The organism is Micromonospora acroterricola (genome assembly GCF_003172955.1).
Classification (GTDB): domain Bacteria; phylum Actinomycetota; class Actinomycetes; order Mycobacteriales; family Micromonosporaceae; genus Micromonospora; species Micromonospora acroterricola.
Genome location: NZ_QGKR01000169.1, coordinates 40,248 through 58,747, shown reverse-complemented (window position 1 = coordinate 58,747; position 18,500 = coordinate 40,248). Strand labels below are relative to the sequence as shown.

Annotated in this window: 12 protein-coding genes; 2 read left to right on the top strand and 10 right to left on the bottom strand. The window is 67.6% G+C overall.

Annotated elements, in window-relative coordinates; translation table 11 throughout:
• Positions 1 to 89 precede the first annotated feature (89 nt).
• From DKT68_RS10705 to DKT68_RS10670, 8 genes are all read right to left on the bottom strand, one after another.
• Entirely contained in the window at positions 90 to 860 is a 771-nt protein-coding gene (locus DKT68_RS10705; protein WP_236646825.1) for a DUF559 domain-containing protein, read from the bottom strand.
• Between the two features lie 475 nt (positions 861 to 1,335).
• Complete coding sequence (locus DKT68_RS10700; RefSeq protein ID WP_109817253.1) at positions 1,336 to 3,468, bottom strand: DEAD/DEAH box helicase; 2,133 nt, start codon at positions 3,466 to 3,468, stop codon at positions 1,336 to 1,338.
• Positions 3,465 to 4,508 carry a ParA family protein gene (locus DKT68_RS10695; RefSeq protein ID WP_109817252.1) on the bottom strand — a complete coding sequence of 348 codons (1,044 nt, stop codon included), beginning with the start codon at positions 4,506 to 4,508 and terminating at the stop codon, positions 3,465 to 3,467. Before DKT68_RS10695 ends, DKT68_RS10700 begins: the two co-directional genes overlap by 4 nt.
• Complete coding sequence (locus tag DKT68_RS10690) at positions 4,505 to 5,683, bottom strand: ATP-binding protein (protein WP_109817251.1); 1,179 nt, start codon at positions 5,681 to 5,683, stop codon at positions 4,505 to 4,507. Before DKT68_RS10690 ends, DKT68_RS10695 begins: the two co-directional genes overlap by 4 nt.
• A 14-nt stretch (positions 5,684 to 5,697) precedes the next feature.
• Positions 5,698 to 7,011, bottom strand: coding sequence for a BREX system ATP-binding protein BrxD (gene brxD / locus DKT68_RS10685; protein ID WP_109817250.1), 1,314 nt, complete (start codon positions 7,009 to 7,011; stop codon positions 5,698 to 5,700).
• The gene (pglZ, locus tag DKT68_RS10680) at positions 7,008 to 9,749 is read right to left on the bottom strand and encodes a BREX-2 system phosphatase PglZ (RefSeq protein ID WP_146218335.1); all 2,742 of its coding nucleotides are present in this window, start codon (positions 9,747 to 9,749) and stop codon (positions 7,008 to 7,010) included. Before pglZ ends, brxD begins: the two co-directional genes overlap by 4 nt.
• Positions 9,746 to 13,507: a BREX-2 system ATPase PglY gene (pglY, locus tag DKT68_RS10675; RefSeq protein WP_109817248.1), complete on the bottom strand. Its 3,762-nt coding sequence runs from the start codon at positions 13,505 to 13,507 to the stop codon at positions 9,746 to 9,748. Before pglY ends, pglZ begins: the two co-directional genes overlap by 4 nt.
• A gap of 102 nt (positions 13,508 to 13,609) precedes the next feature.
• The gene (locus DKT68_RS10670) at positions 13,610 to 14,257 is read right to left on the bottom strand and encodes a hypothetical protein (protein WP_201748989.1); all 648 of its coding nucleotides are present in this window, start codon (positions 14,255 to 14,257) and stop codon (positions 13,610 to 13,612) included.
• A gap of 345 nt (positions 14,258 to 14,602) precedes the next feature.
• Between DKT68_RS10670 and DKT68_RS10665 the strand changes: the two genes are divergently transcribed.
• Positions 14,603 to 16,360 carry a 5'-methylthioadenosine/S-adenosylhomocysteine nucleosidase family protein gene (locus tag DKT68_RS10665; protein ID WP_161556646.1) on the top strand — a complete coding sequence of 586 codons (1,758 nt, stop codon included), beginning with the start codon at positions 14,603 to 14,605 and terminating at the stop codon, positions 16,358 to 16,360.
• 22 nt (positions 16,361 to 16,382) lie between these two features.
• Here DKT68_RS10665 and DKT68_RS31150 read toward each other — a convergent pair whose 3' ends face one another.
• Positions 16,383 to 16,598 (bottom strand): hypothetical protein, encoded by a 216-nt coding sequence (locus DKT68_RS31150; RefSeq protein WP_161556645.1) that lies wholly within the window; start codon positions 16,596 to 16,598, stop codon positions 16,383 to 16,385.
• A 155-nt stretch (positions 16,599 to 16,753) separates the two neighbouring features.
• On the opposite strand from DKT68_RS31150, the gene DKT68_RS10660 reads away from it, so the two are divergent.
• The gene (locus DKT68_RS10660) at positions 16,754 to 18,121 is read left to right on the top strand and encodes a helix-turn-helix domain-containing protein (RefSeq protein ID WP_161556644.1); all 1,368 of its coding nucleotides are present in this window, start codon (positions 16,754 to 16,756) and stop codon (positions 18,119 to 18,121) included.
• Positions 18,122 to 18,145: 24 nt separating this feature from the next.
• Here the strand turns inward: DKT68_RS10660 and DKT68_RS10655 are convergent, their stop codons facing one another.
• On the bottom strand, positions 18,146 to 18,475 hold the full coding sequence (locus tag DKT68_RS10655; protein ID WP_109817245.1) for a hypothetical protein: 330 nt from the start codon (positions 18,473 to 18,475) through the stop codon (positions 18,146 to 18,148).
• Positions 18,476 to 18,500 lie beyond the last annotated feature (25 nt).

The following is an 18,500-nucleotide window of genomic DNA, read 5'->3' as shown; positions in this document are numbered from 1 at the left end:
AACTTCCCCGCCGCGCCCCCCTCCCCCCCATGATCAAGTGATGAAAAGTAGGTGTGGGAGACCTGTGGGACCTATTTCTCATCACTTGATCACTGGGTGGGGCGGGCACGGCTGGCGAGAATGGCCAGAGTCTCCTGGCGGATCTGGACCGGATCCGCGGTGAGGCGGCGGTGGCTGAAGCGCACGACGAGGATGCCGACGGTGGCGAGCAGGGCGTCGCGGCGAAGGTCGATCTCGCGTGCGGCCGAGTCGCCGTGGCTGGTCGTTCCGTCCAGCTCGATGTTGACCCGTTCCGCCTCGGCGAACATGTCGAGATAGATCGTTCGAGCGCCCACCCGCACCCGCGCCTGCCGGGTGAACCTCGGCATTCCCGGTACGGTGAAGACGTGGTCGTGGCCCCATATCTCCAACGGGCTGCGGCAACCAGCGGCGAGCCGGTCCAGCAAGCCGCACAGTGCCCCACGGTCGGGCATCCGGGGCACCTCGGCAGACGCGGCGGCGAGGCGCTCGGGCGTCGTCAGCCGATCGTTGACCGCACGGATGAGCAGGCTCGATCGGTCGATCGGCGGCAACAGCGGCCAAGAGTCCACCAGGGCTCGGTCGAGCCGGGTGACCGGCAGTCCTCCCCGTGTCACCACCTGCGGCGGCGCGACCACGAAGCCGGAGCGGCGTCGTACCAGGAGATGCGGCCGATCACGCAGACCTGACCCATGCGGCAGGTCGAGATACACCGGCTCCCCCGGTGGCTGGCGGCGCAGGCCCCACACGTCGAGCGCGGTCAGGCGACTCAGCGCGCCGCGCCCGTCGGCATACGCCAGCGCAGCGCGTCGGGCAAGGTCCTGCTCGACGCGGGCCAGCATCGGCAGGTCGGCGTTGGCGTCACGGATCAGCGCGGCGTCGCCGTAGACCCCGGGCAACAGTCGTATCAGCCGGTTCGCCCGCCGGGCAGTCTGGATCGCCCAGGCAGGGGCCGCCCGCAGCACGTCCCGTCGAGTGACCAGCCCATCGCTGCGGACGAGGAGGGATTGTATTCGCGCGTCCACCGCCCCACCCTGCCCTCAAGCGCAGCCCATGGGAGGGCTGCTGTGGACAGCGGAGGCACCTGTGGACAGCCGCCCGCAGCATCCCCGAACGTGGTACGCGGACCCGTGGTGCCTCGTCTGGTTCAGCTCCCCTGGATGCTGAAGGTCCGCCCGTTTACCACCCTTCAATCTGGTGCGATGGACGCCCTCGTCCAGCGCGGCGGTGCCGTCAGGACCGCAAACTCCGCTACGGCCGGGAACGCAGCCAGAACGGGGGCACCCTACTGGTGGGCAGTCACGAAGCACCAGTGGGTCAGGTTGGAGAAAGGTAGGTCATCTGCACTGGCTCGGCGAGAACCGCCTGGGCCGCCGGAATGTCCGCCAGTCGGGAGGCCAGGGTGGCGACGGCGAGTCGCTCCGGCAAAGCGGCACTGAACTTGAGACCCGCAAGCGCCTTGTCCGACACTTCGGGCAGGCAGATTCGGTCGGCCGCGTCTGACATGGCCTGATGCACCACGGTGCGGTCCAAATCTGGTCGCAGTCGAATGGAGGCGTCGTCGTATCGTTGAGCCGGATCGGCAAGTTCGCTGAGCGTAGCGATCAAAGTGGCATTGGCCCGGAAGCCTGCCCAGGTCCACCAACGCACCTCACCGTCGCCATTCCTGACCAGCACCGGGCCCGCGGGATGAACGACAGGGGCCGCGTCCTCCCGTAGAACGGCCAGTCTGCTCTTCGCCCGGCCAGTGAGGGCGACCGGCGGGTCGGCACCGAGCAGCACATCACGCATTGCCCGGACCATCCGGTACGACAGTCCCTGCGGCGACCCACCGGTCATCCATAGGGCCTTTCCCCCACCCTCGGCCGGCTCGACGAAGCAGCGTTGGCGCTTCCAGTCGATATAGGTGACGCGCCAACTTCGGCCGGCGAGCAGCAGCAGCCGAGGACCGAGCACCTTGGCGGTCAACAGTGCGGGATCGGTCCGGCCGATCTCGGTACGACCAGCCAGCACGGTGAACTGGGGTGGTGCGGTGAACACCGCCAGCATGTCCATGAAGTGGCGACGCCCGAAGCGCAGTTCAGCTTCTGGCCCGATGAAGAGCATCCCGGAGTCGACATCGAGGTAGCCCCGCTCGACGAGGTGCCGCACGATCACGTCGGCGCTCTTGTCGAAGGGCGCCAGCCCGTTCCACTCCTGCGACCAGAGGTTGTCACCTACCCGGTGTTGTTGCAGCGATAGCGCCAGCATCTGCTGGGCCACGATGTGGCGCGGCTCGGGCGGTGGGACGACGGCTTCGACCCAGCCCTGCGCCCAGAGGTGCAACAGCCCGGCGGCGTGCAGCAGCCCCTCACCGTCCAAGGCGAGGAAGAGGCAGTTGCGGCTACCGCCGGGACGCCGACCTGTCCGACCGATCCGCTGGAGGAAGGCCGCGACACTGCGCGGAGCGTTGATCTGGATGACCCGGTCGAGATCACCCACATCGATTCCGAGTTCGAGGGTGCTGGTGGCGACGATGACGCAGTCCCGCTCCTGCGCGAAGGCTTCCTCGGCCCGCCGCCGCTCGTCAACCGAGAGTGACGCATGAGAGAGGAAGGTCGTGACGTTGAGCGCGCGGAGCCGTTGCCCGAGATCCTCGACCAGCGCTCGGGAGTCGCAGAAGACCAAGCGCTTTTGTCCCTGATGAAGAGCCGCGATCACCTTGGCCGCATTGTGGACGGACCCGACGTAATCCAGGTCGACCTCGCCGGCTGGACGTGGCGCCGGTTTCGCCGGAACCTCCGTCGGAGGAGGATCGGGTGCCACCACCTGCGCAGACCGCTGGTCACGGCCCGAGCCCTGCAACCACTTCAACAGTTCGTCAGGGTTACCGACCGTCGCCGAGAGTCCGATTCGCTGTACTGGTCGCCCCGCCACGCGGCTGAGCCGCTCCAACACGGCCAACAGGTGCCAGCCGCGATCGTCGCCAGCGAAGGCATGCACCTCGTCGACCACGATGGCCTGTAGTTGGCCGAAGAATGAGTCATGGTCGACGGCGGTGCTGACCAGCATCGACTCCAGGGACTCCGGGGTGGTCAGCAGGATGTCGGGCCTCTCGCGGAGGATCACCCGACGCCGCCCCATCGTCACGTCGCCGTGCCAGAGCGCTACCCGACGCCCCAGCCACGCCGTATAGCTCTCCAGCCGAGGCAGGAGGTTGTTGAGCAGTGCCTTCAGCGGACAGACGTAGAGAACGGAGGTGCCTGACCAGTCCTCCCCCGCCATCCGGGACAGCAGGGGGAACACGGCCGCCTCGGTCTTACCACCAGCGGTCGGCGCGAGCAGCAGTGCGTCTTCGCCGGCAAGTAGCGGCTGCACCGCAGCCTCCTGCAACGGCCGCAACGCTGGCCACTGCAGTGAGTTCACGACATGATGCAGGACAACCGGATGCAGCAGCTCCGCGCCGGTCATGACGAGTGCACGGGCACATCGTCGAGCCGCTTCAGGACCTTCTCGCTCAACGACTTGAAATCCTGGAAGCACCGCTGCACCAAGGTCTGGGTGCTGCCGAGAGCGCCGTCGGCCGACCGAAGGTCGAACATCGGCTTCCGCGCATCATGGGCGAGTGGCATCAAACTCTGATAGTTGCGCAAGGTTGCCACCTCGTACGAGCCGTCGCTCCCCTCACTCGGCTGGTTCAGGACCGAAGTCGCGAAGACAACCGGCACCCGGTCGAGCCAACGCTGATATGCCTTGACCGGCCGGTCGAGCCTCATCTTCGGCTGCATGACGACATAGCCCAAGGGTGTCATGGTGCCACGAGGCGCTGAAATATCTGGTGGGACATGGGGGAGAACGTTCGTCTGCCATACCCGCCGCCAATCACGCAACGCAGGGCCCAGGTTGCGTAGACCCCGCAGCGAGAAGAGGTCAGCGGCCAGAGGCATCAGGACCGTGTCGGCGGCAAGTAGCGCCGCTCGGTTGATCGCACCAAGGTTTGGACCGACGTCAACCAGCACGATCTCGGCACGAACCCTGCGCGCAGCATCAGTGATCAGTCGGTGAAATGCTGTAGTCGTTCGAAGAGCCGCAGGATCGCCAATCAGACTATTTGGCCATGCCGCCGAGAGCTTGTCCTCGAAGGCGCTCAGGTTGAGATCACCGGGTACCAGCCACAGGCCGTCGGTGATGGTGATCGGATCATTGAAGCGGACGTCACCCAAACCCTGCATGATCGGCTGGACCGCAGACGCCACCGTGCCCGAGTCGCGGTATGCGCGTAGGAGAAGCTTCTGTTGGCCCTCCGCAAGCGGCCAGTTCGACTCAAGTCCTTCCTGCCAGATCTCGCTGAGCTCGTCCTCGTCGAGGAACGCTGCCGTCAGGTTCGACTGTGGGTCCAGGTCCACCGCCAGCACGCGATGCCCCAGCCGCTGAAGCATGTGCGCCAGATGGTAGGTCAGGGTCGTCTTGCCGACGCCGCCTTTGTTGTTAAACAGCGCGACGGAGATCACGAGGCGCTCCTAACAATGACGGTCCAGGAAGAGTCGTCAACCACAAACTGCGGCGGCGGGTTGCCGTTACGCGCGAGGGAAGCTCGGATCCGGCCGATTCCCCGGCCAAACTGGTTAACGTAGCCCAACGACTTCATCGCAGCGGCTAGCGAAGGATTCCGGTAGTCATTGACCCGGTCGAAGTTGTCGGCCCGGACCTGACCGAACGGACCGCCCGGGTTGGTCACCTCCACCCGGTCGTCGAACCAGGCGACGCGCACCGGCGCGTTCGAGGACTCGTAGTTGCGGTGCATCAGCGCGTTCATGCACACCTCCCGCAGCGCCTCGATCGGATAGTTTGGGCGGGACTCCTCGCGGAATCCGCTCACCTCGACCAGTCGGGTCCGAAGATGGCCCTTCAGCACGCTCTCAAGTCGCTCGGCGACATCGATGACGTTGATCCGAAGTTCGTGCTCGTCCTGAATGGCGCCGCCCACGTCGTTGCCTTCGTAACGGACGAACTGGAGGTAGGCGCCGGGAATCCGGCTGGTCGGGTCGAGGCCGATAAGTATAAGGCCGAGCACAGTTGGAGAACCGTCCGCGTCGGCCAGGCGAAGCGAGGCGAGTTGCTGAGCGGTCGGTCGATGGTTCTCCTCGAGCACAGAAATATCAACGGCCTGCCGCAAATACTCGGATCGGAAGAGGTCCAGATCGACTTCATCCAGAGTTCCGCCGACAATGGGCCGGACATCGAACGGGGTGTCGTAGGCACGGCGACGCTCAGAAAGCACACGCTCGTCGGTGCTGCTCGCGGTACGGGTCGAGGGGCCGGGCCGAACGTAGACGACGTTGTCGAACCGGACCGGTGGTGTGTGAGAGGCGTTGACTCGTATCCGAATAACCTGCTCGCCCTGGTACGGCTCCCGGGTGACGACCATCGACGGGCGGTCGAGGATGCGACCCTCGTCACGGATGCTGGTGAAGGTCAGCAAAGCCTCATCAGAGGTGTCCAACCCCATGACCGGCTGGCCGTGTTTGTCGACACCGATGAGCAGATCGCCGCCTCCGAGCCGGGGCAGGTCGTTCGCGAGCGCGCAGATTGCCTTCCTGATCGCGTTGCGATCCTTCGCCTCACGCTTGAACTCGAGTACGGCCGTCTCCTGCGTGCCGAGGAGTGCGGCGAGGTCGTTGCTCATGAACTGATTCTTTCTTAGAGGTCGAGCGAGATCTCGTCGGCGCTCGTGGCGTTTCGCTCTACGTCCGTCATCTCGGCGGTGGACAGGGTGAGCGCGTAGTGTTGCCGAGGGTCGAACTCGGGGAACTGGTCCACCCGATCGAGCACCTCTCCCACGAGCTTTTTGAGAAACAGCCGCGGCGCCACCCCTACCTTGCCGCCGAGACCGCCGGCTATTGCCCGTGCCAGCTCGCCGAGGTATCCGTCGTCAACCAGCACGGACACCCGCTCTGGCACGGCGGACCCGTCGGCGTAGAGGTCTCGCACTCGGCCGCCGAGCTCGACGAGGGAGTCGACGGTGAAGCCCGACAGCCGGATCTGCACCGCGCGCGGATTGTCGAACCGTGGGTCGCTGCTGAAATCCACGGCGAGGCGCTGCGCCAGTGGCGCGAGCCGCTGGACGCCCTGCGGGCCATCGTAGAAGGCCGGCGTGCCGGTAATTACCAGGTAAAGACCGGGAAACCGTCCGGAGTGCACCTCGTCGATGAGTTGCCGGAGGGCGTTGAGCGCCTTGTCCCGGGCATCCGACCTGACCCGTTGCAGCGTCTCCACCTCGTCGAGCACCAGCAGCAGACCCGGATGCCCACTGTCGCGCAGCACGGCCAGCAACCCTTGCAGGAAGCTGAGTGCCGCGAAGTGGTCGAGATCGCCCCGTACACCGGCTGCCCGACGGGCGGCGGCCGCGACATGCGGCTGCCCGCCGAGCCAGGCGAGCACGGCGTCTGCGGTCGCCGCATCACCCCGCGCGGCAGCAGCCCGGTAGCCGCGCAACGCGGCAGCGAAAGCGGGAGCGCTCCGGCTCACCAGGGCCAGCCGTTGGTCGAGCAGAGTTTCGACAGCGCCGTCGAGAGCGTCGGCGTCATCCGCAGCGACTTGTCCTGCCGTCAAAACATCCTCCTCCAGCGCATAAAACCAGCCGTCCACGATCGAACGGAGTGCGCTGGGCGGGAACGTCGACGTGGTGAGTCGCTCGCTGAGCCGGCGGTAGACGGTTTCCAGCTTGTGTAGGGGCGTTTCGTTCTCGGATATCTGCACCTCGGCGACGGCGAGGTTCGCCTGTTTGGCCCGCTCGGCAATCCACCGGGCGAAGAACGTCTTGCCGGAGCCGTACTCACCGCGAACGGCCTTGAAGACGGATCTGCCGGCGGCGACGCTGTCCAGGTCATCGCCGATGGCTCCGGCGAAGCGGTCCAACCCAACGGCGAAGAGGTCCAGCCCGGCCGATGGCACGGCGCCGCGCCGCAGCGCGTCGATCACCTCGCGGCGGCGTGCCGGGCTGACCGTCGTCACTCTGCCCCTCCCCGCAGGCGGAACTGCTCCTGGAGCAACCGGAGGTCCAGCCGGACGGTCCGACCGTTGTCGGTGAGCGACAACACCGGATAGTTGTCCACGTTGAAGATCCGTTGCAGGGTGGTGGCGAAGCCGACCGCCCGCACCGGTGCCTCGCCGGCCCGCTGCGCCAGCACCGCAACGGGCAGCACGCCCTTGGCGTCGACCAGTGCTCGTAGCGCCGCCTGAATCTTCTTCAGCTCCACCCGGCGCGGCGTCAGACTGTGCTGCGCCTCGAACAGTTCGGTGGCCAGCAGCGCCGCCACCAGGTCACCGTCGCTGGTCGGTGATGCTGCCTGCGGCTCGGCCGCCACTTCCGGTACCTCGAAGAGCGCGTCCCCAGCGATGACAGGTGCCTTCCGGCGCGGCTTCGGCGCGTTGGTCGGCCGTGCGGGAGCGCTCGGCTCCGACGCGGCAGCGCCCGTCTGCCACCACTCCGGGGTGCGCTCCTCGACGGGCGCCCAGCCGGCCGGTGGGTCGGTTACGTTGGGCAGCAGGTAGGCCAGCAGCGGGATGGTCACCTCGGCCAGCGACGCACCGCCGTGGTATCCCGCCCGGCTCGGACGGTGGCGCAGCAGCGGATCCCAGAGCGCGATGATGCGATTGTCATCCGAGATGACCCTCGGACCGGTCAGCACCACCTCACCGGGGCCGGCCGGGCCAGCCCCGATCCGGTGCCGGGCGGATGCCGCGTCCGGTGTCTTGAGGTGCTGACCGCCACGCTCGAGGATGTGCCCGTGGTCACTGGTGACGATGACGGCCCGGCCGGTGCGACGAGCCTGGTCGAGCAGGCTGCGCAGGAAGCCGAGATCGTTGAGTTGCCACCCGGCTTCATCGCCCTCCCGGCCGTGGGCCAACGCGTCATCAACCGTGTTGATCACAACGGCCACCACAGGAGCAGAACTCGCCATCGCATCGGTCAGCTCGGCGGCAATGACCTCGCCCGCACCGCCGCGCGCCGGGCCCTTGTGGAAAATTCGGGAGTCTCGGCCCCATCGCCCCTCGGCGAACAGCCTCCGCTCAAGGTCCTGATTGCCGGCACGTAGTGCTCCGGCGAAGAGCGACGTGCGGGAAATCGCCGTTAGGGTGGGCAGCGCGGCAACAATTCCCCGACGCCGGGCCGCTCCCGACCCTGCCAGCGGGTCGTACTCCACCCAGTGCGGGGCCAACTCGTCAGCGAGCTGCACCGCAACCGCGGCGCTCATTCCGTCGAGCACGGCGAGCAGCAAGGGTCGACCGGCGCGGATCAGCGGATCGACCACGCGGGGCAGGAGATTCTCGATGGTGAGCAGGTCGCCGTCGCTGCCCGGCCCAGCGGTGGCCCACGCGGCGAGCCGGCCGGCGAACGCGCCGTCGAGGTCACGCCGCCGCTGCTGCGCCAGCTCATGAATCTCCCGGTACGCCCGCTGCAGCTCCGGATGGGTCTCCTCGCCAGCCCAGACGTGGTTGAGCGCCTGATCCACCCATCCCCACTCGGCGATGTGGCGGTCCACCCCGTCGGCGACGCTCTGTGGCGGCACCACCGTCGTACCGAGCCACCGCACCAGCCGCTGGGCCATCCGGGCTCGACGTACCCGTTCTGCCTCGGCCTCGGCGAGCCGATGTCCGGCGAGGTGTTCGACCGCCAGGTCGAGTTCCGGGTTCGCAGGGTTCCGCAGTCCGGCGAGCAGGGCTCCCGCCGCGACACCGAGGCGGTTGGCGAAGCCGGTCCGAAGGATCGGACTGTGGCCCGCGCTGCTGGCCGCGGAGAACTGTATGAGTAGTTCCTCTGCTCGGTCGAGGATGGCATGTCCGTCGCGGCGAACCGCCGCGCGCGGCGCGTTCAACAGGGCGCCGACCACTTGCACGGCCGCCGCCGCGAAGCTGCGCACGGTGGCATCGTCGTTAAGGTCGCCGAAGTACTGGTCGATGCGCCCTTGGGCGCGCACCGAGTCGGCGCTCTCGGTGCTCCAGAGCGCATCGCAGACCAGACCCAGCGGCAACGCCTCGTTGCCGTGCCCGGCATCGACCAGCGCAAAGAGTGCCTTCGCCGGCCGGCCGAACTGTTCCAGCAGCCAGCGTGCGAGCCCGTTCCGCTCGGCCTCCCGTAGCAGTCCATAGGCCTCGACTGCACCTGGCTCGGCACTCCACCGCAACAACGCCGTCACGTCGAGGTCGTCCGGGCCGACGCCCTGCCGGTCGAGACCGAGCCGCACCGCCGCGAGATGCCGCAGAGCCATGTCGCGGGTCAGCACCGACGTGGCCAGCCCCGGCCAGCCGCCCGGCGGCATGGCGTCGAGCAAGGCCTCGCCGGCCCAGGCCTCGCGTTCCAGCGCGGTGTCCGGTAGCTGCGCGCCGAACGCGTCGACGACCAGATCCCAGGGTTCCACGGTGATGACGCGCTGACGGAAGACCCGGCTACGCACGCCGTGGTGCAGCACCGACTCTGGAACATCGGTCAGCAGGACGAGAACCTCCTCGTCGCGGTCGGCTACAAGGTGCTCCCACACGGCCAGCGGAGAGACGCATGGCACTACTCGGACCGGGCGTCCGTCCAGCAACAGCACCGTCGGGTCGTGCGGCCATGTCGGCTCCGCCCGGATCACCATCACCGGGTACGCGTCGCCGCTACGGTGCCGTCCGAGCTGCTGCGCCACCTTCTGCCGCAGCGCCACTGGGCTGATCCGCAGTGCCTGAGCCGGTGCAGGTGCCTGAGTCACGAAACAATTCTCCAGGTGACCTCGATGGTCGCGGCTGGGTGGGCGGCGGCGAACGCCCGAAGCTTCTCAACCGCCTGGCCGAGGTCGGCGGCTGGAACGGCAACCAGGTCCTGTGCCTCCGCCTTCCCGCGGTCTCCGCCGCCCGGCCCAACCCTGTCGACGGGCGGCTCGACGTCCTTGTCGTCCGGTCGGCCGCGATCGGGATCGTCACGTCGGCGGGTTGCCCGGCGGATGAGCGCCACCGCGTCAGACTGTGCGCGCCGGAGAGCTGGGCTCAGCGACGCGGTCAACTCGTCGGCCTGGCCGACGCGCCGCAGTTCGGTGAGGACAGCAGTCGCCTCCACGGCATATGGCTCGCCGAGGCCGGCGATGATCTCGAAGTTGTCCCACGCGGCGCTGGCCAGCTCGGCAGATACCTGCGCCGCGCTCTTGATGCTTCTTCCGACCCTGTCGGCCGGGCCGGAAAGCTCCGCCCGAGCCAACCGCTCGATGGTCTCCACGGCCGTACGCCCAGTCGCCAGCCGCTCCAGCAGGTCGGCCGCCGCGCGAGCGGTGGCGAGCCGACCTGCTGGCGACGCCTGGTCGATACCCAGCCATTTGTCGTGCTGCTCGAGCCGGGCGGTCAGGCCGTGCGCCGCTTCTCGATACCGCGCTCCCTCGTTGCTGAGGTCGCGACCAAACATCGCCACCAGCCGGCCCCGCCGCAAGTTCAGGTTGTGCACACCGAAGATCGCCCCGGCTCGGGCCCGAGCCTCGGCCCAATCTTCCTCGCTGGGCAGCCGCTCCTCGCGCAGAACATGGTCGGTCGTGATCTTGCCTGGCTCGGGAGCGGGTGTGACCGCGCCTCCGTGCAGGTGGAAGGCGCGGTCGGTCTGCTCGGCGAAGGTGGCCACAACAAGCTGCGCCACGATCGGGTCGAGACCACGCGGGCTGGGTTCGTCGATCCACCGCAGGATGTCAGCGACGCGTAGCTCACCGCTGACGCCCTCGGCGGCCGCCCTGTGGTGGAAATGCTGCGCCCACTGTCCCTCGACGACGAAGGCCGCCTCGTGCATCGTGCCTAGCCCGAGCGGATTGGCGATCCGGCGCATGGTCTGGCGGTGCGCTCGCTCAACCTCGACGCGTCCCTCCGGCGACTCGACCGCTCGCCGGACGTGGTCGAGCACTACCTTCACATCGGGCAGACGCACAGGCTCGCCCTTGCGGTCGGGGTCGAAGTCAGGATGGGCGGGGAACTGTTGGCTGAGCATCTGATCGCCGAGACTGCGCAGCGCGTCAGCGAACGTGGCGCCCATGGGCAGTTTCGGCTCCAACGCACGGGTGAGCGACTGCAGGTGGTCATCGAAGCCGAGCTGCACATCCGAGGGCTGCTTGCCCGCCAGCCCGTACGCTTGGCGCAGCACCGCCTGCGTCTTGTTCAGCAGGGCGCTGCGCTGGTTGGTCAGCGCCGCGTGTGCCCGCCGACGGTCGTCGGGATTGAGGTGCTCGGCGTGGCTGTCGAAGCGCTGCCCCTCCAGCAATTTGTCGATGATGGCGAGCTTGCCGAGCTCGTTGCGGCGCTCAATGGTCAACGCCGCCGGAATCCAGCAGACCGTGCGAGGGCTCATCCGGCCGCTCAGCTCCTGGACCCGCTGCCGGTCATCGGCCGGACCGTGACTGCCGTCGTCGAACGGATAGTCGACGATCAAACGCCAGCCGGTCGGGTCGTTCGGGGGGAATGCCTCGTCCCTGATGTCGTGCGGGTCGCGGACGTTGCCGTACACCAGCTCGATCGTGCGGCGACTCCCCCGCCAGGTCAGCGCGGCCTCGGCGAAGAACGAGTCGCTCCACGGCACGCCGAGCTGTTTCCAGAGCAGTCGCTGCACGAGGTGCTTGCGGGCACCCTCGTTGTCGTAGTGCTTGGCGGTGGCGAGCACGCTGTCAACGTCGACGCCGACCAACTCCAGCGACACGATCGGGTCGTCGCCCTCACCGATGCGGATCTCGGCGAAGCGACCGGCCCAGTCGGTCAGCTTCCGGTTGACCTGAGCAACCTCACCTCCCGGGATTGGGCTGGTGATGCTGCCGTGGTTGAGCGCCGACAGCCGTCGGGCGGTGAGATTGCGCAGCGCCGGGACGCTGGGCGCCAGCGCGGCCAGCAGCAGCGTCTTGATCAGCCGGTCGTCGCCGGTGAAGGCGCGGACACGTCCGACCGTCTCGGTCGGCTGGGTGCCACCCCGGCGCGCCGCGTCCAGGTCGTCATCGGTGAGGTCGTACTGACTGAGCAGGTAAGGGCGCAGCTTCAGGTCATAGAGCTTCTGGGCCATCTCGAACTCGGCCTTGAGTTTTTCGGTGAAGGGCTGGTCACCGCCTGTGCTGATGACGTCGTAGAGGTCCCCGAGGGGCACCAGCTGGCCGAGGCGGAGGGTGTCACGACGATCGACCAGTAGCTGGCGCATCAACTTCAGGGCCGTCCGGGAGCGCTGCAACGCGCTGGAGACGTGCACCAGGGTGGAGAGGAATGCCGGGCTGAACGGGTACGTCGACCGGAAGGCGTCGATGTCAGCCCCGCTGCCCGAGTCGGTGCCGAGCAGGGTGTCGAACACCTCCCGCCGTACCTTGGTGGTGGCGTCGAAGGCCCGAGAGATGGCCTCGCCCGCCCCGGGTCGGTCGTCGCGCGCCTTGAGCAGCCGGCGGCGAGCGATCTCGGGGAGGTTGCGGTCCTCCAGCTTGATCACGTCGAACCGGCCGCTGGCCAGATTGAGGGTGTCCTGGTAGCTCAGCTCGTTGGCGCCGGTGACCTCCTCGCCGACCAGCTCGCGCAGGTCGCGCTGCCGGGCGATGAAGCTGACCACCGGGATCGGCCGGCGGGTGTCGCCGCCCTCGACAAAGTTGGTGATCTTCTGGATCTCGCGGGAGACGAACTGCTGGTCGCCGATCGAGTTGGCCAACCAGAGGATCAACTCGTCGAGGAAGAGGATCAACCCGTGGTAGCCGAGTTCTTTGGCGTGCCGGCTGATCTCGGTCAGGCCCCGGTCGAGCGAGACGAAGGCTTCGGCGTCCTCCCGGGCGTTGCTGAAGAAGCCGACGTTCCAGCTGGTCAGCAGGTCGTTGACCAACTTGCGGCGCAGCTCGTCGGAGTACGCGCCGCCGAAGGCCTCATCCAGGCGCTCCGGCGTCCAGAAGGTCTCGCTGTCGCCCCACTCGTCTTCGGCGTCACCGCCGGGCAGACCATCGATGAACTGCTTGTCACCGATCTTCTCCCGCAGCGAGGCGGCCTGTTCCAGCAGCGCGTCGGTGCGGTGCACAGCCGGGATGGGCGCGTCTGGGTGCAGCGCACGCACCCGATCGACATAGCCTCCGAGCACCCGCTGTTCCAGAGAGCGGGCGTCGAGCAGGTGGTACGGAATCAGCAGGAACTTGCGCCCGTCCAGCCAGACGCTGTGCTTCGCCACCAGCGGAGCCAGTTCGTCGCGGCCACGGGCGGCCGATTCGCCCCGCAGCAGCGCGTGCAGCACCGCCATGAAGTGCGACTTACCGGAACCGAAGGAGCCGTGCAGGTAGGCGGCCTTGGAGGCGTGCCCCTCGACGGCGGAGCGGATCAACCCGAGCGCCTCATCGAAGTTAGCGAGCAGCCGCTCCGTGACGACATAGTCGCGCAGGGTGGCATCGGCGTCGGCAACGCTGTCGGCGAGTTTGAGCACGAAGTCGCTCTGGCTCGTGCGCTCCGGGATGTGGATGAACTCCCGAAGCAGCGGCGCGGGGCTGGGCGAAGACATGCTGGATACCGTATCGGGCCGCCTACCCACTGCGGCGGCCCTGGCACCGGCGTCGCGACAGAATCGACCGTCAAGGTGGCCCGGGACCAGCCGTATTGTCGATCAGGCAGAACGCGCGTCCGACCAGGCAAGGGCAAAGAGTCGCAGGCATAGGTCATACATCGGACTTGACCGCCGGAACACCAGGCAGGGCGAGTTCCTCCCATGCTCGGAGTCCTGGTAGACGGTCAAATAGACGACATTGTCCGTAGCGATAATTCGCCCGAAATGAGGCAAATTGTAGAGCCGCATCTGGACCTCGGTCCGACCGGCGATCCGCGCGCAAAGATAGTCGATGTTCGCCCTGACCTGACGCGCCAGAAGCCCCCCGCCGAAGCCCGGGTCATGGTTGCCCACCTCCAGGTCGCGCCTGGCCAGCCAGGAGTCCGCATCGGCAACCTCAGGGTCTGGCATCAGCAGGTCGACCTGGACGGACCTGCTACCGCCGGCCCAGAGTCCCGAGAAGCTGTCTCTCGTCAGCTCGTTGCCGCGGCTGACATAGGCGCGGATCCACCTCGCTCGCCGCAGATCATTCCCCAGCGCCCCGTTGGCCAGCGACTGAGTCGCATAGACCCGCACGACGCCGACACCTGTCAGCCGAGACAGCCAGGCGACCAGCCAGCCGCGCACCCGCTGCGAGCCGAACCAGACGGCTACCACTCCGACCAGGCTGGCCACGAGTGAGCTGAGCACTCCCCAGAGGAACTCCACGCACACCTTCCTACCTGCGGGTAACGGCTGGTCCATCACCATGGCGCAGGTCATGAACCGTCTACACTTTTGACGGCTTTCATTCTCCTCGGCGGCGCAAGGCCGGACAGGTTGGAAACGGCAAGAGCGGTGACCCCTATGCATGACGGCCGGCACGTCAACGACGCCAGGTCGGACGAGTCTCAGAGCCGGCCGGGGATATTCCCCGGATTGGACGGCCCCCCGAGTTTCAAGCAGTGCCGGCGCGCTGCCCGGAGGGTTCGCGAGGCACCGTTGGCGACCGAAGCCGTTCGGGCGATCAGGCCACGAGGGCAGAGCTTGCATCGCTCCCGGCCGCCGCTGTCAGTGCTGCTCTACCTGGCCGGACGGGAGAGCCGACTCGTCTGGGAGTCGGTGGATGCATTCGCCGTCGTTGAGCCGCCAATCGCACGCGCCCGGGAGTGGTCCAAGGGGCCAACGGCCTTCCGTCGGCTCGCTCTCGTCGTGCGTTGGTGGGATCTGGCAATCCTTGGCGTACCGCCGGCTCTGATCATGGCGGCGGCCGTGCCGGTCGCGTTCACACCCTGGGGCGAGGTCGCACTGGTGATGTTGCTGTCGGCGGTGGCCTACGTCGCGATTCAGATGAGCGTCGGCGTCCTACGGCTGACGTGGATGTTAATCCGTCGATTCAACTACCGCCGCAGGACCGGTCGCGACTTTCTTGCTGACGAACTGAGCAGCTACCACTGGGTTATAACGCTGTTCCACAGCCCTCACCCCGAGGCCGTTGAGGACCTGTTGAAGCAGACGGTGAAGCAAGCCGCGGCCCTCGATGGACAACTGACCGCCGATGCTGCGTACGGCACGACCCTGCTGGCCTGTAGCACTCGCTGTATGACCACTGCGGCCTCCCGGGAGGCACTGAACGCGGCCCCTCAGCTCACCGCGGTTGGGGAATCGGACTGGCGTGTCACCCGTTCGACTCGGGAGGTCAGGCCGCCCAACACCAACGCCATCGAGCCGATCAGCGTGCTGCGGCTGATGTCCCTGGCCGCAGCCCTGGTTCTCGGCATGCAGGCCAAATTTATCGCCGATGTCGAGCGGCAGAGTTGTGGAGACGGGGCCTGCTCGCGCCAGCCAGTCACCTTCCTTCAGGCAGCGGAGTGGCTGTTGCACCGCCTCAGCTGGCAACCCTCATCCTTCGAGCCTCTCACCTGGCAATCCCGCAGCCTCGGCGCGATGACCATGGTTCTGGGGCCCGTGCTGCTGGCATGCGTGATCATCGGGCTGCGGCGCCACCTCCGCTACCAAGACGAACGGAAAAGGATGATGTACGCCCACCTTGATGCGGTACGCGCCGCACGCTCGACGGTCCTGCTGTTCGTGGTCAACGAGACCGAACGAGACGCCGTCATCGCAGCCGTCTGCGAGCAAACCGGTTGCACCGACCCGAGACCCGACCAGGTCGACCTGCACACCGTGTTCCGACTCGGCACCCTTGGCTCGAACGACATCGTCCTTGCGCACAGCGAACAGGGCACGGTGAGTTCCCACGGGATGACAACCACCGCCGGGGCACTTCTCGAACACCTGTCCCCTGGCGCGGTGATCCTCACCGGCGTCTGCTACGGCCTGAAGTCACGCAGGTACGACGGGGGTGAGCAGGAACTCGGCGACCTGATCGTCTCGACGCAGCTGCGGGCGGTCGACCACCGCAAAATGACGGTGGTGGACGGGGAACGCCACGAGATCAACCGCGGTCCCCGTCCCGAACCGGCCATCCCGCTGCTGAGCAGGGCGCGCGCCGCGACGTACAAATGGACTGGCCCCACCGTCCACTTCGGCGCTGTGCTCTCGCTCAACACCCTGCTCAACGACCCGGAGGAACGTGCTCGACTGCAGCGCCAGGACGAGGAGGCGATCGGCGGAGAAATGGAGCTGGCCGGCCTTTACGCCGCAGCGGCCCGCACCAAGACCGACTGGCTGCTCGTGAAGGGAATCTCCGACTGGGGCCGGGACAAGACGAGCGGCCCTCAGGCGCCGGCGGCCCGAAACGCCGCGGACTTCGTCGTCCGGCTGCTGCGGCTCGGCAATGCGCAGAGCGACCAACACGAAGGTTCCTGAGGCGAGCCGGAACTCCTGCGCATCACTGTCGGTCATTCCGACCAGAGTGGCTGGCGGCGAGGCCGACCAGTGCAGTGACGATGGCCCCAACCGCAGCGACCGCAGCGGTTGCCGTGCCTTCAGGGCCGCTCAGCGCGACCACCAGAAGCACGGCACTGGCCGACGCGCCGACAGCCAGGGTACGACCCACCACGGCTGATGGCAGATCACCCGGCGTCCGCTTCTCCGATTCACCCATCACGACTCCCAACGAGTAGCATCCATCGCGTTCAGCACAGCAGGGATGTGGGTGTTCAGGCACCCGGTGCGTCGTATTGCGAAACAGCCTTGCGTGAGACGCCTTTCACGCAGCACAGTCGGCGGAGGCAATATCGGGGCCGACTGGAGGCCGCCATGGGTGCGGACCGTCGCTGGTACGAGCTGCCGGAGGCCAAGCAGGCGGCCTCCACGGGGGACTTCGGCGTGCTGCTGCGGGTCGCACGTACCGCTGCTCGGCTCACCCTCGCGGAGGCGGGCCAGCGCTGCGGATACTCGGCAGCGACCCTCTCCCGGATCGAGCGTGGCCGCCAACCGCTGACGGACGTCACGGTGTTGCGTCGCCTCGCCGAGATATTTGACATTCCGCCGGAGCTGTTCGGACTCGCGACAGGAGACGGGCGGAGATTCAACGGTCTCGGTGGCTCACTGGATAGGGTGCTCGGTGAAGAGCCATCGCGCGAGGCGGGAGGTGGTCCGGTGCGACGACGTGACGTGCTCGGCGGCCTGGCAGGCATCGTGGGCGCTGCCATTCCCGTGACGGATGACGGACCGGCTGGGATGCCTGGCCGCGTCGTCAGCAGCCTGGAGGACGCACTGCTGGGGAATGCACCGGCCCCGACCGGCCCCGTCGACCCGGCTCGGTTACGTGCGGCGCTTGGCACCGCCTGGTCCGACTTCCACGCCTGCCGTTACACCCGACTATCGTCACGGCTGTCAGGGCTGGTATCGATGGCAACGTCTGCGCACACCATCGCCAACGTTGAGGATCGGTCGACGACGGCCAGCACCCTGGCCGAGACTTATCACCTGACCACACAGGTGCTCATCAAGCTGCATGAGGACGGCATGGCGTGGTCGGCAATGGACCGGGCTCGCCAGGCGGCCCGGGAAGCCGACGACCCACTCCTAACCGCCGAGACTGCGCGGATCTCCGCCATCGTGTTACGACGTTCCCGGCACCGAGCCCGGGCAGAGCAGACGGTGATCAGCGCCGCCCAGGCCCTCGATGCGGCGACCGGGTTGACCTCGATTGAGCAGGGCTGCGCGTACGGACGACTGCTGGCGACAGCGGCATACACGGCCGCTCTTTCGGACCGCCGTGACATCGCTTGGGAGCTGCTGACAGAGGCAGACGAGGCCAGCCGGCGGGCCGGCGCGGGCAGCGGCTTCGCGGGGGTGGACGTCGCGCTCTACAAGATCAGCGTCGCCCGGACACTGGGTGACTTCGGCGCGGCGGTCCAGTACGCCCGCGCACTGCGTCCGGAGCGGCTGGGCAATGTGGAGCGGCGGGCGCGGTACTGGGAGGACGTGGCGTTGGCCCTGTTCGGCCGCGGCGCGCACGCGGAGGCGTACCGGGCGCTGCTCGCCGCCGAGCAGACGGCTCCGCAGGAGGTCCGATACCGGCCCTGGGCTCAGCAGCTCACCGGCGCACTGCTCAGCGTCGACCGCCGCCAGGCACTACCCGGGCTCCGCAGCTTTGCCGCCCGCACCGGCATCACCTGACCGCGCCAGCTCGAACCGCGTCGGTCAGATTCGGGGATGTGCGTCCTCGATGCGTTCCGCTTGGACGTACGCGAGGAAGTCCGCCTGTTCGCTGCGAGACAGCGCCTCGAACGCGGCGTAGGCCCTCGCCCGTGCGTGTGCGGTCTCCGCAGCCAGCAGGCCGATGATCGCTGCCCAGGCGAGAGAGACCAGGTGAAATGCACGGTCTTCGCGCAGGGCCGGTAGCCGGCTCAGCTGATCGAGCCTGGTCGCGGCATCGTCGTCGGAGCGCGCCCGGTCGACCAGCTCGAACACCGCCCTGCCGCGGTAAGGGCCACCGCTCGCGGCCAGGTGCGCCAAGTCTGCGGTGGTCATTTGCCGCACCGGTGGGACCGGAAGG